This is a genomic window from Pseudocitrobacter sp. 2023LY-00077 (assembly GCF_055796175.1).
On sequence record NZ_JBSPEI010000004.1, the window covers coordinates 104,442 to 120,780 of the forward strand.

The following is a 16,339-nucleotide window of genomic DNA, read 5'->3' on the forward strand; positions in this document are numbered from 1 at the left end:
CTAATATTTACTAACAACAGATAGTTACCTTGCATGCAATATAATATTCCTACGTTGCTTACCCTGTTCCGCGTCATCCTTATCCCGTTCTTTGTGTTGGCGTTTTATCTCCCGTTTGTCTGGGCGCCGTTCGCCTGCGCGCTTATCTTCTGTATTGCCGCCGTGACCGACTGGTTTGATGGCTACCTGGCGCGTCGCTGGAATCAGAGCACGCGTTTTGGCGCATTCCTTGACCCGGTTGCCGATAAAGTGATGGTGGCTATCGCCATGGTGCTGGTGGTTGAACACTACCACACGTGGTGGGTGACGCTGCCGGCTGCTATTATGATTGGCCGTGAAATCATTATTTCCGCCCTGCGTGAGTGGATGGCAGAACTGGGTAAACGCAGCAGCGTGGCAGTCTCCTGGATCGGCAAAGTGAAAACCACCGCGCAAATGGCAGCCCTGGCGTGGCTGCTGTGGCGTCCAAATGAGTGGGTTGAGTGGGCCGGTATCGTGCTGTTCCTGTTTGCCGCGGTGCTGACGCTGTGGTCAATGCTGCAATATTTGAACGCTGCGCGTGCAGATTTGCTTGAACAGTGATCGTTTCGGCGTAATTTTCAGCAAACAACACCAGGATGCGAAAAATACCGTTGACTCAGTGCGTCAGATAAGTAGAATGCAACGCATCGAACGGCAGCACTGATTGCCAGACGATAGCAAAATCAAGTGGTTAGCAAATCAACTTGATGATGCGGGAATAGCTCAGTTGGTAGAGCACGACCTTGCCAAGGTCGGGGTCGCGAGTTCGAGTCTCGTTTCCCGCTCCAAATTAAAGCATCGGCAGTTGCGGGTGTTAAGTTTTAAAGGCGCGTTAGCAAAGCGGTTATGTAGCGGATTGCAAATCCGTCTAGTCCGGTTCGACTCCGGAACGCGCCTCCACTTTCTTCCCGAGCCCGGATGGTGGAATCGGTAGACACAAGGGATTTAAAATCCCTCGGCGTTCGCGCTGTGTGGGTTCAAGTCCCACTCCGGGTACCATGGGAAAGTAAAGAATAATCAAAGCAATAAGCAGTGTCGTGAAACCACCTACGGGTGGTTTTTTTGTATCTGTTTTTCTTTGCTTCCATTTATCCTGCTCTCCCTCAATACTTGTCTGAACGCTCCCTTATAAACGTGATGAGATCAAAAATGAAAACAGGACCCTTAACCGAAAGCGAGCTGGAATGGCTGGATGAGACCATCGATAAACATTCGACGGATAAATCCATCCTCGACGTTTCCGAGCTGGACGGTATGCTGACGGCAATTCTTTCCTCACCGCAAGACATTGAACCTGCGGACTGGCTGGTGGCCGTATGGGGCGGGGCGGATAGCGTGCCGCGCTGGTCGGCAGATCGCGAGCGTGATCATTTCATCAACCTCACGCTGCAGCATATGGGTGATATCGCCGAGCGTCTGAATGACTATCCCGATCAGTTTGAACCCCTTTTCGGCACGCGCGAGGAAGAGGGCCAGGAGCTGACCGTTGTTGAAGAGTGGTGCTATGGCTATATGCGTGGTGTGGGCTTAAGCGACTGGTCTGGTTTACCGCCAGCGTTACAGGAAGAGCTGGATGCCATCGCGCTGCACGGCGATGAAGAGAAAGCAGCGGCGCTTGATAACTTCACTGCTGACGAGTATCTGGCAAGCATCGATAAGATTCGCCCGGCGGCGCTGATGCTGCATGGTTACTGGATGGCGCATCCGAAAGTGGCGCCCGTGCAGCAGCCAATCAGAAACGATGGGAAAGTGGGGCGTAATGACCCATGCCCGTGCGGCAGCGGTAAGAAATACAAACAGTGCTGCGCCAATAAATGAAAAAATGCCGGGAAAATTACCCGGCATTTTTTTAGCCCACGGCAGGCAAAAGGTTTGCCGCTATCGCTACCTGTATCGCAATCACCGCAATTCCACAGGCAAACACGAACCATAACGCGGGTGTGCCGCCAGTGACGCGATATCCCCCTTGTGGGTGATGTTTACGGCTCTGCATCGTCAGTAGTGACGGGATAATCAGTGCCAGCACCGCCAGTGCAACACCCGCGTAACCCAGCGCCATCACAAAACCGCGCGGATAGAAAAGCGCGAATGCCAGCGGCGGCAGGAAGGTGATGCCACCCGTTTGCAGGCGGCCACGCACGCCATTCTGACGCTGGAACAGATCTGCCAGGTAATCAAACAATCCCAGAGCAACGCCGAGGAAAGAGGTCGCCAGCGCCAGATCGGCAAACAGGTGTACGGCCAGCTCAACGTGGGCCGAAGCCACCACCGCGCGAATGGCTTCCAGCAGACCGTTCAGCCCGGTATGTTGTGCCATCAACCCGGCAAAGACGCCAGACTCAATGCTGCCAAGCGTCGCCAGCTGCCAGAAGAGATAAGCGACCAGCGGAATGAAGCTGCCAATCATAAACACGCGGCGCAGCTTGCGAATGTCGCCATTCATATAGCTTACAATGCTGGGTACACTGCCGTGGAAACCGAATGAGGTAAAAATCACCGGAATTGCCGACAGCGCCAGCCCCTGCTGCAACGGTAGGGTTAACAGATTGATTTTATGAATATGCGGCAGCAAGAGCGCCAGCATGACCACCAGAAAAATAATCTTGGCGCTGAACAGGAAGCGGTTGAAAAGGTCGACCAGCGATGTACCAATGCAAATCACCGTGCCGCCGATTGCCGTAAACAGTAGTACGCCAATGGCGGGCGGCATATCAACCGAGAACCACTGGCTGAGGCTGGAGGCCAGTAGTTCACCCGCGCCGCTGATGTAGGCGGCAGTCAGGGCGTACATTAAAAATAACATGCTGAAACCCGTTACCCACTGACCATAGCGACCCAGATAACGTTGTGCCAGGGAGCCCAGGCCGGTATCGGCAGGCACGTGTTGATACACTTCCAGCAGCAGGAGGGCGGTGTAGCACATCAACGCCCAGAGCCCAATTAACAGCACCAGCGTCACGCCAAAGCCAACGCCCGCCGCTGCCAGCGGCATCGCCAGCATCCCTGCACCAATCGTGGTGCCCGCTACGATTAAAATACTCCCCAGGGTACGGTTCTTCACGCTTTCCTCTGCTACAGCACGCATATACGACACAAATATGTCGCGCAGGTTATGTGAAAGCAGACGATTCGTCAAATCGCGATTACAGTCCGTGTAATAAAAAGTTTACGAGTGCGGTGGGAGCCGAAAGTCTGCGCTAGCGCAAAACAGGTAAGTCAAATGCAGGTTATTGTGCGGTTTTTAGCGGAGGCATTATGGAATCTATTCACGGTCATGAAGTACTGAATATGATGATCGCATCGGGTGAGTCTTATTCAACAGAAAGTTTGGTGGCGGCGATTGAAAGTCGTTTTGGCGAGAGTGCGCGTTTTCATACCTGTTCGGCAGAGAATATGTGTGCGGCTGAGTTGGTGGCTTTTCTGGAGAAAAAAGGCAAGTTTATTCCGGTGGACGCGGGCTTCACAACGGCGGAAAGTAAAATCTGTCGACATTAATCAGCAGCGGCGAATTAACGCCGCTGCCTGTTAATTAATTCTGCGTATCGAGCGTAGAAAGCTCTTTATCAATAAAGTAGAGGCCTTCACCGCTTTTACCGGCGAGGGTCAGTTTATCAATCACAGATTTAAACAGTTTCTCTTCTTCGTGCTGCTCAGCCACATACCATTGCAGGAAGTTAAAGGTTGGGTAATCCTGATTGGTCATCGCGGCATGTGCCAGCTCATTGATTTTAGACGTGATCAGCTGTTCATGCTCGTAGGTGGCACGGAACAGATCGTCCAGCGATGCATATTCTGCCACCGGCGAGGCGACGCTGTTGATGCAGGGTAGGCTACCGGTATCGGTCAGGTAATCGAACAGACGCTGCATATGCTGCATCTCTTCTTGTGCGTGGCGTCGCAGAAATGCCGCAGCCCCTTCAAAACTATTGAAGCTGCACCAGGCGCTCATCTGTTGGTAAAGAAGGGAGGAATAAAGCTCGAGATTCATTTGTTGGTTTAATTTCTCGATCATTTCCGCTTTTAACATTGTCAGGCTCCATAAAGGCGTTAATTAATTATGGAGGAACTATAAGTTGTTATTAAATTATTTGCAAAAGGTAAAAATAAAAATTTTTATTTAATAATGCGAATGGGAATAAAACGCATTGGCATAATAATATCGCCGGGATTTATTCCGGCGTATAATTTAATTCCAGGCCGGCGCAACTGGCGTAACGGCGATCCCCCTGCACTGATACTGCAGCGTCACGCTTTCATTAATACATAATGGCCCGCTGCTGCTGACGCAGGTGGTAATTGGCTGTCCATAGGCAAAGGCAGTGGCATAGCCCATTTGCTGGCAGGCATTGGTCGCGGTGCCGTTAACAACATAGTCGTCGGTTTTCGCGTTCTGCAACATCGCCTGGCCATACGTCAGCCGTACGATCCCGCTGGTCGCATCTATTTCGCTTACGGCAGCCTGTCGGTGGACGCTACAGGCTGAAAGCACCAGCACGATAGCGCTAATCGGGAAAAGAGTTTTCATGGTAGTACTCGGGGCAATCTATCATTGCTCTATCCTGGCATAGACAAGCGCGGGTAATCCCTCGAATAAAGACGATAACGTTGCCTTCTTAAGGCGACGATTTCCCATCGGGCAAGCAAAAATGTGAGCCTTGCTGTGAATTTTAAAACCATTTTTCATAAAATTTGAAAGTATGTTTGCAAGGTTGTAAGGTTGATACATTGTTATCGTACCCTTGCGGGAGACGCCCGCGCTGCATTCAGGAGAGGAAAGAATGAAAATTGCACTGATGATGGAAAACAGCCAGGCCAGCAAAAACGCCATCATTCATAATGAATTAAAAGCGGTTGCCGATGAAAAAGGATTCCCGGTTTTCAACGTAGGTATGAGCGATGAAAACGACCATCATCTGACCTACATTCACCTGGGTATCATGGCCAGCATCCTGCTGAATTCCAAAGCGGTTGACTTCGTGGTGACTGGCTGCGGTACCGGCCAGGGCGCGCTGATGTCTCTCAACATCCACCCGGGCGTGGTGTGCGGCTACTGTATCGACCCGGCTGATGCCTTCCTGTTCGCGCAGATCAACAACGGTAACGCGCTGTCGCTGCCGTTCGCGAAAGGGTTCGGTTGGGGCGCAGAACTGAATGTGCGCTTTATCTTTGAAAAAGCGTTCACAGGTCGCAACGGTGAAGGCTATCCGCCAGAGCGTAAAGAACCGCAGGTGCGTAACGCGGGCATTCTGAACCAGGTCAAAGCCGCAGTGGTGAAAGAAAATTATCTGGATACGCTGCGCGCCATTGACCCGGAACTGGTGAAAACAGCCGTTTCTGGTCAGCGTTTCCAGCAATGCTTCTTCGAAAACTGCCAGAATAAAGAGATCGAAGCGTTCGTGCGCCAGATCCTCGGCTAATTCTGCATGATATGAAAATCCCCACCTGCGTGGGGATTTTTGTTTCTACGCCTTCACTTTTCTGGATACCGACACACCGGCATCTTTAGTCAGCCGTAGCGTATCCATCATCCCAATCAGACAGATCAGGGCGATAAACACAAACGCCAGTCTGAAGCTTATCCCCGGCATTGCGCCGAGCGCCAGCACCTCGCTGACTTTCTCCCCCAAACGAATACCGATTGCCCCGAGAGTGATGCCAAGCCCAATGGCTAACTGACTGGCAGTGCTGAACAACGTATTGGCATAACTCATCTGCGGGCCTGGCACGTCGGCAAAAGCCAGGGTGCTCACGCCGGTGAACTGGATGGAACGGAATACGCCGCCTAAATAAAGCACCAGTAATATGGCCCATACGGGCGTTTGTGGTGTTAAAAAGGCGCAGGCGGTCAGGGCCAGCACGTTCAATGCGCCATTGATCAGCAAAAGGCGGCGGAAACCCAGCCAGCGAATCAACGGCGTGGTAGCGGGTTTGATGGTCAGGTTGCCGACGAATACCGCCAGCACCAGCAGGCCGGAATGGAATGGGTCCATCCCAAAACCGACCTGAAAAAGCAGCGGCAGCAGGAATGGCACCGCACTGATTGAGGCGCGGAACAGCGATCCGCCGTACATCGTGACCCTGAAGGTCGGGACCTTCAGCGCATCCAGGCGGATCATTGGCCATTTTGCCCGCCGGAAATGATACAGCGAGTAATAAAACGCCAGCCCGCCAATAACAAACAGTGTCAGCACCAGCCCGCTCTGCATGCTCTGTCCGCCCAGCGCCTCCATGGCGCATACCAGGCTCACCATCGCCACCGACGTGGCGAGAAAACCGGGCAGGTCAAAGGGGCGGCGTTCGTCATCGCGTATATCGGGAATGATACGTAGCGACAGCAAAATGGCGATAATACCCAGTGGAACGTTAATAAAGAAGATCCACCGCCAGTCCGCGACGCTGGTGATAAACCCGCCCAGCGGCGGCCCGATAATTGGTGCGATGAGCGCAGGCCAGGTTAGCGTGGCGATGGCCGTAATAAGCAGATGTTTTGGCGTGGTACGCAAAACCGCCAGACGCCCAACGGGCACCATGAGCGCGCCGCCCATCCCCTGAAGAATGCGCATGGCGACGAAACTGTCGACAGTGGTCGCCAGGCCGCAAAATACGGACGCCAGAGTAAAAATAGCCAGCGCCAGCGTGAATATTTTTCGGGCGCCGAATCGGTCGGCTATCCAGCCACTGGCAGGGATGAGTACAGCCAGCGTAATCAGATAGGCGCTGATACCAATGTTAAGATCGACGGCGTCAACGCCGAAACTTTTGGCCATGTCGGGCAGGGCGGTGGCGATCACGGTGCCATCAAGAAACTCCATAAAAAACGCGCCAGCAACCAACAGAGCAGCGGGCGACAGGCCGCGCCCGTTTTGTGCCTGGAGAGGCTCACTCATTTCTGTTTTACCCTATCAAAATAATCTGCAAATTTTATAATTTAAGTTTTAAGCTAAGTAACGGATTTGTTTCAGATAATAGGTCTTTATCGCCATTTGCTGAAAAAATAAACGTGATGTACATCTCGTTTTGGTTGATTTTTGTGATGAATGTCATACTATGTGTCAAAAGACAATAACACCTGCGTAACAAAATAGGAGCATCACAATGAAACAACGCATGCGCAAAATCCTCAAAAGCATGTTCGAGAACTATTGCAAAACCTTCAAAGACGTACCGCCAGGCGCTATGTTCTGATAAAAAAACCTGCCACGGCAGGTTTTTTTATGTCTGTAAGGGGCGCGCTTCGGTCCTTTCGGGTACCATAGTACCCCTAAATGTTAAGGAGCGTATATGTCCCAGAACCTGACTGCTGATGAAGAACTGGTATCCGACGTGGTAGCCTGCCAGTTGGTCATTAAGCAAATTCTTGATGTCATCGATGTCATCGCCCCCGTCGAAGTGCGTGAGAAGATGTCCACTCAGCTGAAATCTATCGATTTCGCCGGGCATCCGTCAGCTGACCCGGTCACGCTGCGCGCCATCCAGAAAGCGATTGCCCTGATTGAGCTGAAGTTTACACCGCAGGGTGAAGCACACTGATTGGGTAATTGAGACGTGATTTGCAACCGGCAGGTTTATGCTGCCGGTTGTAGAGCGGGGGAGGGATTAGTGCGCCTGGTGGTTCACTACGTTCAGCAGGTGCTGATCGGTTTGTTGCATACACAGGCCCGCTTTATTCGCACTGCGTACTTCTTCAAGAATCGCCTGAAGTAAAACCCCATCCTGCTGCTGCTCTTCTTCAAGATTGGTTAAGAAGCTCAGCGTGCTGTCGTCGCGCAGAACCTTCGCTTGTTCAGCCAGCTCAGAAAGAGTATTGCTGCGCTGATTATACTCTTCAATGGTTTTCAGGAAGAGTTCTTCGAGTGAGGCACACTTCTCTTCGTGCGGCTCGATGGCTTTCACTACCGGGTACCCGCCGGATTTCTTCATGTAATCAAACACGCGCATCATTTGCGTGACGCTGGTTTGTGCCTGTGCGCGAAGAAACGTTGCGGTGCCGTTGAGACGTTGTTCGGAACACCACTCGCTCAGACGGAGATAGAGATTCGATGCGTAAAACTCAAGGTTCATTTGAGTATTCAGTTTTTGAACCATTCCTGGGACTGCCATACCAATATCCTTATTTCCTGGAAGGGACAACTCGCGTTAACAATCGGGATTCTTACTTTTCATCATGACGCTACGATTAAGTAGCGTAAATTAATGCAAGTTTAAATCGCGCTATTTACGCGTCAGAGAACAATGACAGAATGTAATATTCGACGACCTCTGAATGTGACCGATGTACGATTCCTGAATCGGCTCCAAAAATAATACCGCGCGTCACCATCTAAGAAAACTCTTAAGTTTGTTCATTTACGTTTTGTTACAACTATATTCCAGAAAAGGATTATGCCTGCGCATGTTACCGTAATGAATTATTACAGCTATATGATTTGTATGGTGAATATATTAAGGCTCATCTTTATTTGTGATCGCGTTAGCATTTTTCGTGGACGATCACATAAACCTGTTTTACTGCTTGCCAGGCATTACGTACTATTCGTAGAATAAAATGAAACAGTGGTTTATTTTTGTTTGTTTATTTTGTGAGTCAGGCAAACAGTTCAATAGCCAGTAAATTGTTTTAGATCATTTTTGCCAGTGGTGAGGCAGATTGGTTCGTGCGCAATTATCCGGCCAATCCCCGATTACGATAAAACAGGAGTTACAATGAAACAGGTTGCCGTGCTGTTAGCACCCGGGTTTGAAGAAGGTGAAGCGATCGTCACGATTGATATTCTGCGTCGTTTGCATCTTGAGGTTGAACTGGTGTCCTGCGCTGAATCGCGTGCGGTGGTGAGCTATCACGATATCCCGATGGTGGCGGATGCCACGCTTGCAGAACGCATGGATAAAATCTACGACGCTGTGATACTGCCCGGCGGGCCGCAGGGCAGTGTGAATCTCGCGGCAAATAAAGACGTGGTGAAGTTTGTCGCCGCACATGATGAAGCCGGAAAATATATTTGCCCCATTTGCTCTGCCGCCGCCCGCGTGCTGGCAGGTAACGGCCTGCTGAAAGGCCGTCGCTACGTCTGTTCTGGCGACTTATGGCAGGATATTAAAGACGGTGAGTATATTGATGCCCCGGTAGTGGAAGATGGCAACCTCATCAGCGGAAAAGGATTTGGTCATGTTTTCGATTTCGCCTTTACCGTAGCGGCGCGCTTATTAGGGGATGAGGCGCCAGTCCGCGATCACGCGGACCACATCTACTATCCGTGGTAACCCGTTAAACAAGGATTAGTTAGCTAACAATATAGATTATAATGCTATTGCCAGGGCGAATTGTCGGACAATTCGCCCTTTCTGTATGTCATTTTCTGCTAAATCCATGTATGCAACTACTGTAATTCTGCGGTGTGATGCGGCTCTCTTATGGATAAATATTTTCCCGCTATTAATGTGCTAACAACCGTATAGCAATTAACGAAACGGCTAATACGTTGTTTTACGTCCTAATTAAATTTTATAACCGATTATTTCCCTACAAATAAAAGCACAAAGGCTGGAGTATACCATGCACAAATTCACTAAAGCGCTGGCCGCCATCGGCCTGGCAGCGGTTATGTCACAATCAGCTATGGCAGAAAATTTGAAGCTCGGTTTTCTGGTGAAACAACCGGAAGAGCCGTGGTTCCAGACCGAATGGAAGTTTGCTGACAAAGCCGGCAAAGATTTGGGCTTTGACGTGATTAAAATTGCCGTGCCCGACGGCGAGAAAACTCTGAACGCCATCGATAGCCTGGCGGCTAACGGCGCGAAAGGGTTCGTTATCTGTACCCCAGACCCGAAACTGGGCTCGGCAATTATGGCGAAAGCGCGCGGCTATGACATGAAAGTGATCACCGTCGATGACCAGTTCGTTAACGCCAAAGGCAAGCCGATGGACACCGTTCCGCTGGTGATGATGGCGGCCAGTGAAATCGGCGCACGTCAGGGGCAGGAACTCTATAAAGAGATGCAAAAACGCGGCTGGGACGTGAAAGATACCGCCGTGATGGCGATCACGGCGAACGAGCTGGATACCGCGCGTCGTCGCACCACCGGCTCGCTGGATGCGCTGAAAGCCGCGGGTTTCCCGGAAAAACAGATTTATCAGGTCCCAACCAAATCTAACGATATCCCCGGCGCCTTCGATGCTGGTAACTCCATGCTGGTGCAACATCCAGGCGTGAAGCACTGGCTGATCGTCGGTATGAACGATAACACCGTACTGGGTGGCGTGCGTGCGACGGAAGGTCAGGGCTTTAAAGCGGCCGACGTCATCGGCATCGGTATCAACGGTGTGGATGCAGTGAACGAACTGTCGAAAGCACAGGCTACCGGCTTCTATGGTTCCCTGCTGCCAAGCCCGGATATTCACGGCTACAAAACCAGTGAAATGCTCTACAACTGGGTTGAGAAGGGCGTAGAGCCGCCGAAATTTACTGCGGTTACCGACGTGGTGCTGATTACCCGTGAAAACTTCAAAGAAGAACTGGCGAAAAAAGGTCTGTAAGTCGTGATGCCTCTCTCCCGGCGTTATTGCCGGGGGAGATGTGACCCTGTCATTCAGGAGTGGTTATGCAACAGTCAACCCCTTATCTCTCGTTTCGCGGCATTTCTAAAACCTTCCCGGGCGTGAAAGCGTTATCCGATATCAGCTTCGGCTGCTATGCCGGCCAGGTGCACGCGCTGATGGGCGAAAACGGCGCCGGGAAATCTACGCTGCTCAAGATTCTTAGCGGCAACTACGCGCCGACGGCGGGCACGCTAACGCTGCGCGGGCAGGATGTCGCCTTTGCGGATACCACCGCCGCGCTGAACGCTGGCGTCGCGATTATCTATCAGGAACTGCACCTGGTGCCGGAGATGACCGTCGCGGAAAATATCTACCTCGGGCAGTTGCCCAGCAAAGGCGGCATCGTTAATCGTTCGCTGCTGAACTACGAAGCCGGGCTACAGTTACAGCATCTTGGGCTCGATATCGACCCGGACACACCGCTGAAGTATCTCTCCATCGGTCAGTGGCAAATGGTGGAAATTGCCAAAGCGCTGGCCCGCAACGCGAAAGTCATCGCCTTCGACGAACCGACCAGCTCACTTTCAGCGCGTGAAATTGAGAATCTGTTCCGCGTGATCCGCGAACTGCGCAAAGAAGGCCGCGTGATCATCTATGTGTCTCATCGTATGGAAGAAATTTTTGCCCTGAGCGACGCCATCACCGTCTTTAAAGACGGACGTTATGTCTGCACCTTCAGCGATATGGAAAGAGTGAACCACGACAGTCTGGTTCAGGCGATGGTCGGGCGTGACATTGGTGACATCTATGGCTGGCAGCCACGCGAGCACGGTGCGGAGCGCCTGCGGCTGGACCAGGTCAAGGCGCCAGGCGTGCGGACACCCATTTCCCTGACGGTGCGAAGCGGTGAAATCGTCGGCCTGTTCGGGCTGGTTGGGGCCGGGCGTAGCGAACTGATGAAAGGGCTGTTTGGCGGCAACAAAATATCCAGCGGTCAGGTTTATATTGATGGTGCGGCCGTCACCATCGATAAGCCCGCGCATGCGATTCGCGCTGGCATGATGCTGTGTCCGGAAGATCGCAAAGCCGAAGGGATTATTCCCGTTCACTCCGTACGCGACAACATCAACATCAGCGCACGGCGCAACAATATTCACGCCGGATGCCTGATCAACAACGGTTGGGAGGCGCGCAACGCGGATCATCATATTCAATCTCTGAATATTAAAACGCCGGGTGCCGAGCAGCTGATAATGAATCTTTCCGGCGGCAACCAGCAGAAGGCGATTCTGGGACGTTGGCTGTCGGAAGAGATGAAAGTCATTTTGCTTGATGAGCCCACGCGCGGCATTGACGTGGGTGCGAAGCATGAAATCTATAACGTCATTTACGCGCTGGCAGCGTCCGGCGTGGCGGTACTGTTCGCCTCGAGCGACCTGCCAGAAGTGTTGGGCGTAGCGGACCGAATCGTGGTAATGCGCGAAGGCGAAATTGCCGGTGAACTGCTGCATGGCAGCGCGAATGAACAGCAGGCGTTAAGCCTCGCTATGCCTAAAGTGAGTCAGGCCGTCGCCTGAGAAAGGAGTTTATGATGTCTTCTGTAACGACTTCCGGCGCACGCCGACCATCACTCAGCTTTGGCCGTATCTGGGATCAGTACGGCATGCTGGTTGTCTTCGCGGTACTGTTTATCGGCTGCGCGATTTTTGTGCCGAATTTTGCCTCCTTCGTCAACATGAAAGGGCTGGGGCTGGCGATATCGATGTCCGGCATGGTCGCCTGCGGAATGCTGTTCTGCCTGGCTTCTGGCGACTTTGACCTCTCCGTTGCCTCGGTGATTGCCTGCGCAGGCGTCACCGCTGCGGTGGTGATTAACCTGACAGAAAGCCTGTGGATAGGCGTCTTCGCCGGGCTGATGCTGGGCGTGTTGAGCGGTCTGGTCAACGGCTTCGTCATTGCCAAACTGAAGATCAACGCCCTGATCACCACGCTTGCCACCATGCAAATTGTGCGCGGCCTTGCCTATATCATCTCTGATGGTAAAGCCGTAGGGATTGAAGATGAGCGTTTCTTTGAACTGGGATACGCTAACTGGCTCGGTTTACCCGCGCCAATCTGGCTGACCGTGGCCTGTTTAATCATTTTCGGATTATTACTGAATAAGACCACTTTTGGGCGCAATACTCTGGCGATTGGCGGGAACGAAGAGGCTGCACGTCTGGCAGGTGTTCCGGTGGTTCGTACCAAAATTATCATCTTTATTCTGTCAGGCCTGGTGTCGGCAGCGGCGGGGATTATTTTGGCTTCGCGTATGACCAGCGGACAGCCGATGACCTCTATCGGTTATGAGCTGATTGTTATCTCAGCCTGCGTGCTGGGCGGCGTGTCGCTCAAAGGCGGTATCGGGAAAATCTCCTACGTGGTGGCCGGGATACTGATTCTGGGCACGGTGGAAAACGCCATGAACCTGCTGAATATTTCGCCATTCTCGCAGTATGTGGTACGCGGTTTGATTCTGCTGGCGGCGGTTATCTTTGACCGCTACAAACAAAAAGCGAAACGAACGGTCTAAAAAACGGACCCAATTTTTAAGTATATGTACTGACAGCGCCGGTGGCTAATCCCACCGGCGTTTTCATTTGAAAATGGCGAGCCGCGTCACACTGTCTATACTTTAATTGCTAACTTTTTGTTAACACACTACTGAGTAATTCACTGATAAGGAGGAACCCAGGGTGGCTGACCTGTTATCTGTACCCCCTGCACCAACTGAAAACGTCGCTTTTTTCTTTGACCTTGATGGCACTCTCGCTGGGATCAAACTGCATCCCGATCATGTTGCTATACCTGAGCTCGTTCGTGATGCGTTGTCGCGGCTGTCGCAGGCACATGATGGCGCAGTAGCGTTGATTTCAGGGCGCTCAATGGCAGAGCTGGACAGGCTCGCCAGTCCGTATCGCTTTCCTCTGGCGGGCGTACACGGGGCGGAACGCCGCGATATCAACGGGAAAACGCATATCGTTGCGCTGGAAGATGAGACGGCTCAACGCGTGGAACGGCAACTGAGTGAGGCGCTGGCGTTATTGCCGGGGGCGGAGCTCGAAGCCAAAGGGATGGCATTTGCGCTGCATTATCGTCAGGCACCGCAGCATCAAGCGGCGATCGTGGCGCTGGCGCAGGAGATTGTCACGCAGTTTCCCGAACTGGCGCTGCAGCCGGGCAAGTGCGTGGTGGAAATTAAACCCAGAGGCATCAACAAAGGTGCAGCGATTGAGGCCTTTATGCAGGAATCCCCGTTTCGCGGCAAGCTGCCCGTGTTTATCGGCGATGATTTAACGGATGAGGCGGGTTTTGCCGCCGTGAACAGATTGGGTGGACTATCGATTAAAGTGGGAGTGGGCGACACGCAGGCGATTGCTCGTTTGCCTGATGTGGCGGCCGTTCACCAGTGGTTGCAAAACGCGGCTGAAAATCAAAAACAAAACGCGCTTACTGACAGGAGAGATGGCTATGAGTCGCTTAGTCGTAGTATCTAACCGTATTTCCGTTCCTGATGATAAAAAGGCCAGTGCTGGTGGGCTGGCCGTGGGGATCATGGGAGCGTTGAAGAGTAAAGGGGGGCTGTGGTTTGGCTGGAATGGCGAAATTGGTGATGAGAATGCGCCGCTGGAAAAGGTGACCCAGGGCAACATCAGTTGGGCTTCTTTTACGCTGAACGAGCAGGATCACGAACACTACTACAATCAGTTTTCCAATGCGGTACTCTGGCCCGCGTTTCACTATCGACTGGATTTGGTCACTTTTCAGCGTGAATGCTGGGAAGGTTACCTGCGGGTAAACAGCAAGCTGGCGGATAAACTGCTGCCGCTGCTTAAAGAAGATGATGACATCTGGGTTCACGATTACCATCTGCTGCCTTTCGCCAGCGAACTGCGCAAGCGCAACGTGAATAACCGTATCGGATTCTTCCTCCACATTCCTTTCCCGACGCCGGAAATTTTTAACGCGCTACCGCCGCACGCCGAACTGCTGGAGCAGCTCTGCGATTACGATCTGCTGGGTTTCCAGACGGAAAACGACAGGCTGGCGTTCCTTGACTGTGTCAGTGCGCAAACGCGGCTTAACACGCGCAGCAAAACGCATACCGCCTGGGGGAAAACCTTCCGCACGGAAGTGTACCCGATTGGTATTGAACCGGACGAGATAGCCAAACAGGCGCAGGGGCCATTGCCGCCGAAGCTGGCGCAACTGAAAGCTGAGCTGAAAAACGTCAAAAATATCTTTTCGGTCGAACGACTGGATTACTCCAAAGGCCTGCCGGAACGTTTTCAGGCCTATGAAGCGCTGCTGGAGAAATTCCCGCATCATCATGGCAAAATTCGTTATACCCAGATTGCACCAACGTCGCGTGGCGATGTGCAGGCTTATCAGGATATTCGTCATCAACTGGAAACGGCGGCAGGGCGGATTAACGGTCAGTATGGTCAGCTTGGCTGGACGCCGCTCTACTACCTGAATCAGCATTTTGACCGTAAATTATTGATGAAGGTCTTCCGCTATTCCGATGTCGGCCTGGTCACGCCGCTGCGCGACGGGATGAATCTGGTAGCCAAAGAGTACGTTGCCGCACAAGACCCGGAAAACCCCGGCGTGCTGGTGCTCTCGCAGTTTGCCGGGGCCGCCAATGAACTGACCTCTGCGCTAATTGTGAATCCGTACGATCGTGATGAAGTGGCGGCGGCGCTGGACAGAGGGTTGAATATGCCGCTTGCCGAGCGTATCTCGCGCCATGCGGAAATGCTGGAGATCATCACGCGTAACGATATTCACCACTGGCAGGCGCAGTTTATGAGCGATTTGAAACGCATCACGCCGAGAAGTGAAGAGAGCCAGATGGAGAGTAAAGTGGCGGCTTTCCCAAAGCTGGCATAAGGAAAGAATGACGCCGGAGCAGACAAAACCGGCGTCGCACAGGGAATGTTACAACGTCACAAGCAAAACGTCGGCGCAACTGCTGCCGACGATATTCTTCGCTGAGCAGGTGGCACGCGAGAAAAAGCTTTGATTGTGGTTCCCGCAGATGACTAAATCGACCTGGTAGTGCTGACACCAGGATTTAATACTTTCACACAATTCACCGCTGGCAATTTGGGTTTTCCAGATGGGGTATTCGGCTTGTTCAACCAGCGTATCAAGAAACTGTTGGGTCTCCTCCTGCATTAATTCACGCAAATTCTCCATCATCGGCGCGGCAAGCTGGTTATACATTTCCGGATCGGTTGAGAACGTGATCAGGCTGACGCGGGCATTGACCGGGCGCGCAATCGAAACCGCCTTGCGTAACAGCGCGTGGCTTTCTGGCGTTGGCGCTACCGCCACTAACAGGTGAGAGTAAGGCATCAGACCTCCTTGCAGGACACTTCACTAACCTTATTTAAGCTCATACTCTTTTTGCCGCCTGACTGCAAGGGTGGCTTCAAATGTAACTGTGAGCTGCTTCAATATATGCATTAATTATTCTTATGTTCGGAATAGTGTAAAAAGTGGGCGTGTTGCAAATTATGCTGAGAATGTAACTACTTTCCTTAAGTTATAGTAATCAATTAACCCATAATCGAAAGTGATTAACAAAATAAAAATGATTTAATTGAGTTATTATGCAAATGCTAATTTTATTTAATTGTATGAATTTAAGATATAAATTTATAATCTCCGGTGCTAAGCGAATCATCGTGCCCGTTGTCAATCCTCTGTTGTCTATGGTTCTTCATCGGGTTAAGC

The 16,339-nt window shown here is 51.9% G+C and carries 18 protein-coding genes and 3 tRNA genes; 15 read left to right on the plus strand and 6 right to left on the minus strand.

Annotated features, from left to right (window positions below; all coding sequences use genetic code 11):
* The first annotated feature begins 33 nt into the window (after positions 1 to 33).
* The 5 genes from pgsA (at position 34) to ACWWFX_RS06850 (ending at position 1,839) form a co-directional block, all read left to right on the plus strand.
* Positions 34 to 582, plus strand: coding sequence for a CDP-diacylglycerol--glycerol-3-phosphate 3-phosphatidyltransferase (gene pgsA, locus ACWWFX_RS06830; protein ID WP_015963969.1), 549 nt, complete (start codon positions 34 to 36; stop codon positions 580 to 582).
* Positions 583 to 733: 151 nt separating this feature from the next.
* Positions 734 to 809 (plus strand) — tRNA-Gly (locus ACWWFX_RS06835).
* Between the two features lie 38 nt (positions 810 to 847).
* Positions 848 to 921, plus strand: a tRNA-Cys gene (locus tag ACWWFX_RS06840).
* A 12-nt stretch (positions 922 to 933) separates the two neighbouring features.
* A tRNA-Leu gene (locus ACWWFX_RS06845) sits at positions 934 to 1,020 on the plus strand.
* Positions 1,021 to 1,170: 150 nt separating this feature from the next.
* Positions 1,171 to 1,839 carry a YecA/YgfB family protein gene (locus ACWWFX_RS06850; protein ID WP_456145836.1) on the plus strand — a complete coding sequence of 223 codons (669 nt, stop codon included), beginning with the start codon at positions 1,171 to 1,173 and terminating at the stop codon, positions 1,837 to 1,839.
* 31 nt (positions 1,840 to 1,870) lie between these two features.
* Here ACWWFX_RS06850 and tyrP read toward each other — a convergent pair whose 3' ends face one another.
* Entirely contained in the window at positions 1,871 to 3,082 is a 1,212-nt protein-coding gene (gene tyrP, locus ACWWFX_RS06855; protein ID WP_473223467.1) for a tyrosine transporter TyrP, read from the minus strand.
* A 194-nt stretch (positions 3,083 to 3,276) separates the two neighbouring features.
* On the opposite strand from tyrP, the gene ACWWFX_RS06860 reads away from it, so the two are divergent.
* Positions 3,277 to 3,516 carry a YecH family metal-binding protein gene (locus ACWWFX_RS06860; RefSeq protein WP_276219863.1) on the plus strand — a complete coding sequence of 80 codons (240 nt, stop codon included), beginning with the start codon at positions 3,277 to 3,279 and terminating at the stop codon, positions 3,514 to 3,516.
* Positions 3,517 to 3,550: 34 nt separating this feature from the next.
* Here ACWWFX_RS06860 and ftnA read toward each other — a convergent pair whose 3' ends face one another.
* Both ftnA and yecR read right to left on the minus strand, forming a co-directional pair.
* The gene (ftnA, locus tag ACWWFX_RS06865; protein ID WP_015963976.1) at positions 3,551 to 4,048 is read right to left on the minus strand and encodes a non-heme ferritin; all 498 of its coding nucleotides are present in this window, start codon (positions 4,046 to 4,048) and stop codon (positions 3,551 to 3,553) included.
* Positions 4,049 to 4,207: 159 nt separating this feature from the next.
* Complete coding sequence (yecR, locus tag ACWWFX_RS06870) at positions 4,208 to 4,546, minus strand: YecR family lipoprotein (protein WP_473223468.1); 339 nt, start codon at positions 4,544 to 4,546, stop codon at positions 4,208 to 4,210.
* A gap of 253 nt (positions 4,547 to 4,799) precedes the next feature.
* On the opposite strand from yecR, the gene ACWWFX_RS06875 reads away from it, so the two are divergent.
* Positions 4,800 to 5,438 (plus strand): RpiB/LacA/LacB family sugar-phosphate isomerase, encoded by a 639-nt coding sequence (locus ACWWFX_RS06875; RefSeq protein ID WP_149462858.1) that lies wholly within the window; start codon positions 4,800 to 4,802, stop codon positions 5,436 to 5,438.
* A gap of 45 nt (positions 5,439 to 5,483) precedes the next feature.
* On the opposite strand, the gene ACWWFX_RS06880 is transcribed toward ACWWFX_RS06875, so the two are convergent.
* On the minus strand, positions 5,484 to 6,908 hold the full coding sequence (locus ACWWFX_RS06880; RefSeq protein ID WP_327621908.1) for an MFS transporter: 1,425 nt from the start codon (positions 6,906 to 6,908) through the stop codon (positions 5,484 to 5,486).
* A gap of 208 nt (positions 6,909 to 7,116) precedes the next feature.
* Between ACWWFX_RS06880 and azuC the strand changes: the two genes are divergently transcribed.
* Complete coding sequence (gene azuC / locus ACWWFX_RS06885; RefSeq protein WP_015963980.1) at positions 7,117 to 7,206, plus strand: stress response protein AzuC; 90 nt, start codon at positions 7,117 to 7,119, stop codon at positions 7,204 to 7,206.
* 96 nt (positions 7,207 to 7,302) lie between these two features.
* Positions 7,303 to 7,551 (plus strand): DUF2766 family protein, encoded by a 249-nt coding sequence (locus ACWWFX_RS06890; RefSeq protein WP_015963981.1) that lies wholly within the window; start codon positions 7,303 to 7,305, stop codon positions 7,549 to 7,551.
* A gap of 66 nt (positions 7,552 to 7,617) precedes the next feature.
* Here the strand turns inward: ACWWFX_RS06890 and ACWWFX_RS06895 are convergent, their stop codons facing one another.
* Positions 7,618 to 8,121, minus strand: a complete 504-nt coding sequence (locus tag ACWWFX_RS06895) for a non-heme ferritin-like protein (RefSeq protein WP_473223469.1) — start codon at positions 8,119 to 8,121, stop codon at positions 7,618 to 7,620.
* Positions 8,122 to 8,724: 603 nt separating this feature from the next.
* Here ACWWFX_RS06895 and ACWWFX_RS06900 point away from each other — a divergent pair.
* The 6 genes from ACWWFX_RS06900 (at position 8,725) to otsA (ending at position 15,490) form a co-directional block, all read left to right on the plus strand.
* Positions 8,725 to 9,282 carry a DJ-1/PfpI family protein gene (locus ACWWFX_RS06900; RefSeq protein ID WP_473223470.1) on the plus strand — a complete coding sequence of 186 codons (558 nt, stop codon included), beginning with the start codon at positions 8,725 to 8,727 and terminating at the stop codon, positions 9,280 to 9,282.
* A gap of 292 nt (positions 9,283 to 9,574) precedes the next feature.
* Positions 9,575 to 10,555 carry an arabinose ABC transporter substrate-binding protein gene (locus ACWWFX_RS06905; RefSeq protein WP_015963984.1) on the plus strand — a complete coding sequence of 327 codons (981 nt, stop codon included), beginning with the start codon at positions 9,575 to 9,577 and terminating at the stop codon, positions 10,553 to 10,555.
* 65 nt (positions 10,556 to 10,620) lie between these two features.
* Positions 10,621 to 12,135 (plus strand): L-arabinose ABC transporter ATP-binding protein AraG, encoded by a 1,515-nt coding sequence (araG, locus tag ACWWFX_RS06910; protein ID WP_473223471.1) that lies wholly within the window; start codon positions 10,621 to 10,623, stop codon positions 12,133 to 12,135.
* A gap of 14 nt (positions 12,136 to 12,149) precedes the next feature.
* Positions 12,150 to 13,130, plus strand: a complete 981-nt coding sequence (gene araH, locus ACWWFX_RS06915) for an L-arabinose ABC transporter permease AraH (protein WP_253899039.1) — start codon at positions 12,150 to 12,152, stop codon at positions 13,128 to 13,130.
* Between the two features lie 163 nt (positions 13,131 to 13,293).
* A complete protein-coding gene (gene otsB / locus ACWWFX_RS06920; protein ID WP_473223472.1) occupies positions 13,294 to 14,094 on the plus strand; it encodes a trehalose-phosphatase in 801 nt (266 codons plus the stop codon).
* Positions 14,069 to 15,490, plus strand: coding sequence for an alpha,alpha-trehalose-phosphate synthase (otsA, locus tag ACWWFX_RS06925; protein WP_473223473.1), 1,422 nt, complete (start codon positions 14,069 to 14,071; stop codon positions 15,488 to 15,490). The genes otsB and otsA overlap by 26 nt, the downstream gene beginning before the upstream one ends.
* 48 nt (positions 15,491 to 15,538) lie before the next feature.
* Here otsA and uspC read toward each other — a convergent pair whose 3' ends face one another.
* Positions 15,539 to 15,958 carry a universal stress protein UspC gene (gene uspC, locus ACWWFX_RS06930; RefSeq protein ID WP_231826977.1) on the minus strand — a complete coding sequence of 140 codons (420 nt, stop codon included), beginning with the start codon at positions 15,956 to 15,958 and terminating at the stop codon, positions 15,539 to 15,541.
* Between the last annotated feature and the right edge of the window lie 381 nt (positions 15,959 to 16,339).

What these genes read in the sequence shown, in the direction of transcription:
- azuC (WP_015963980.1), top strand. Translation starts at nt 7,117, where the DNA reads ATGAAACAACGCATGCGCAAAATCCTCAAAAGCATGTTCGAGAACTAT.
- yecR (WP_473223468.1), bottom strand. Translation starts at nt 4,546, where the DNA reads ATGAAAACTCTTTTCCCGATTAGCGCTATCGTGCTGGTGCTTTCAGCC.
- ftnA (WP_015963976.1), bottom strand. Translation starts at nt 4,048, where the DNA reads ATGTTAAAAGCGGAAATGATCGAGAAATTAAACCAACAAATGAATCTC.
- ACWWFX_RS06905 (WP_015963984.1), top strand. Translation starts at nt 9,575, where the DNA reads ATGCACAAATTCACTAAAGCGCTGGCCGCCATCGGCCTGGCAGCGGTT.
- pgsA (WP_015963969.1), top strand. Translation starts at nt 34, where the DNA reads ATGCAATATAATATTCCTACGTTGCTTACCCTGTTCCGCGTCATCCTT.
- otsA (WP_473223473.1), top strand. Translation starts at nt 14,069, where the DNA reads ATGAGTCGCTTAGTCGTAGTATCTAACCGTATTTCCGTTCCTGATGAT.
- araH (WP_253899039.1), top strand. Translation starts at nt 12,150, where the DNA reads ATGTCTTCTGTAACGACTTCCGGCGCACGCCGACCATCACTCAGCTTT.
- ACWWFX_RS06890 (WP_015963981.1), top strand. Translation starts at nt 7,303, where the DNA reads ATGTCCCAGAACCTGACTGCTGATGAAGAACTGGTATCCGACGTGGTA.
- ACWWFX_RS06850 (WP_456145836.1), top strand. Translation starts at nt 1,171, where the DNA reads ATGAAAACAGGACCCTTAACCGAAAGCGAGCTGGAATGGCTGGATGAG.
- ACWWFX_RS06875 (WP_149462858.1), top strand. Translation starts at nt 4,800, where the DNA reads ATGAAAATTGCACTGATGATGGAAAACAGCCAGGCCAGCAAAAACGCC.
- uspC (WP_231826977.1), bottom strand. Translation starts at nt 15,958, where the DNA reads ATGCCTTACTCTCACCTGTTAGTGGCGGTAGCGCCAACGCCAGAAAGC.
- araG (WP_473223471.1), top strand. Translation starts at nt 10,621, where the DNA reads ATGCAACAGTCAACCCCTTATCTCTCGTTTCGCGGCATTTCTAAAACC.
- ACWWFX_RS06900 (WP_473223470.1), top strand. Translation starts at nt 8,725, where the DNA reads ATGAAACAGGTTGCCGTGCTGTTAGCACCCGGGTTTGAAGAAGGTGAA.
- ACWWFX_RS06880 (WP_327621908.1), bottom strand. Translation starts at nt 6,908, where the DNA reads ATGAGTGAGCCTCTCCAGGCACAAAACGGGCGCGGCCTGTCGCCCGCT.
- ACWWFX_RS06895 (WP_473223469.1), bottom strand. Translation starts at nt 8,121, where the DNA reads ATGGCAGTCCCAGGAATGGTTCAAAAACTGAATACTCAAATGAACCTT.
- ACWWFX_RS06860 (WP_276219863.1), top strand. Translation starts at nt 3,277, where the DNA reads ATGGAATCTATTCACGGTCATGAAGTACTGAATATGATGATCGCATCG.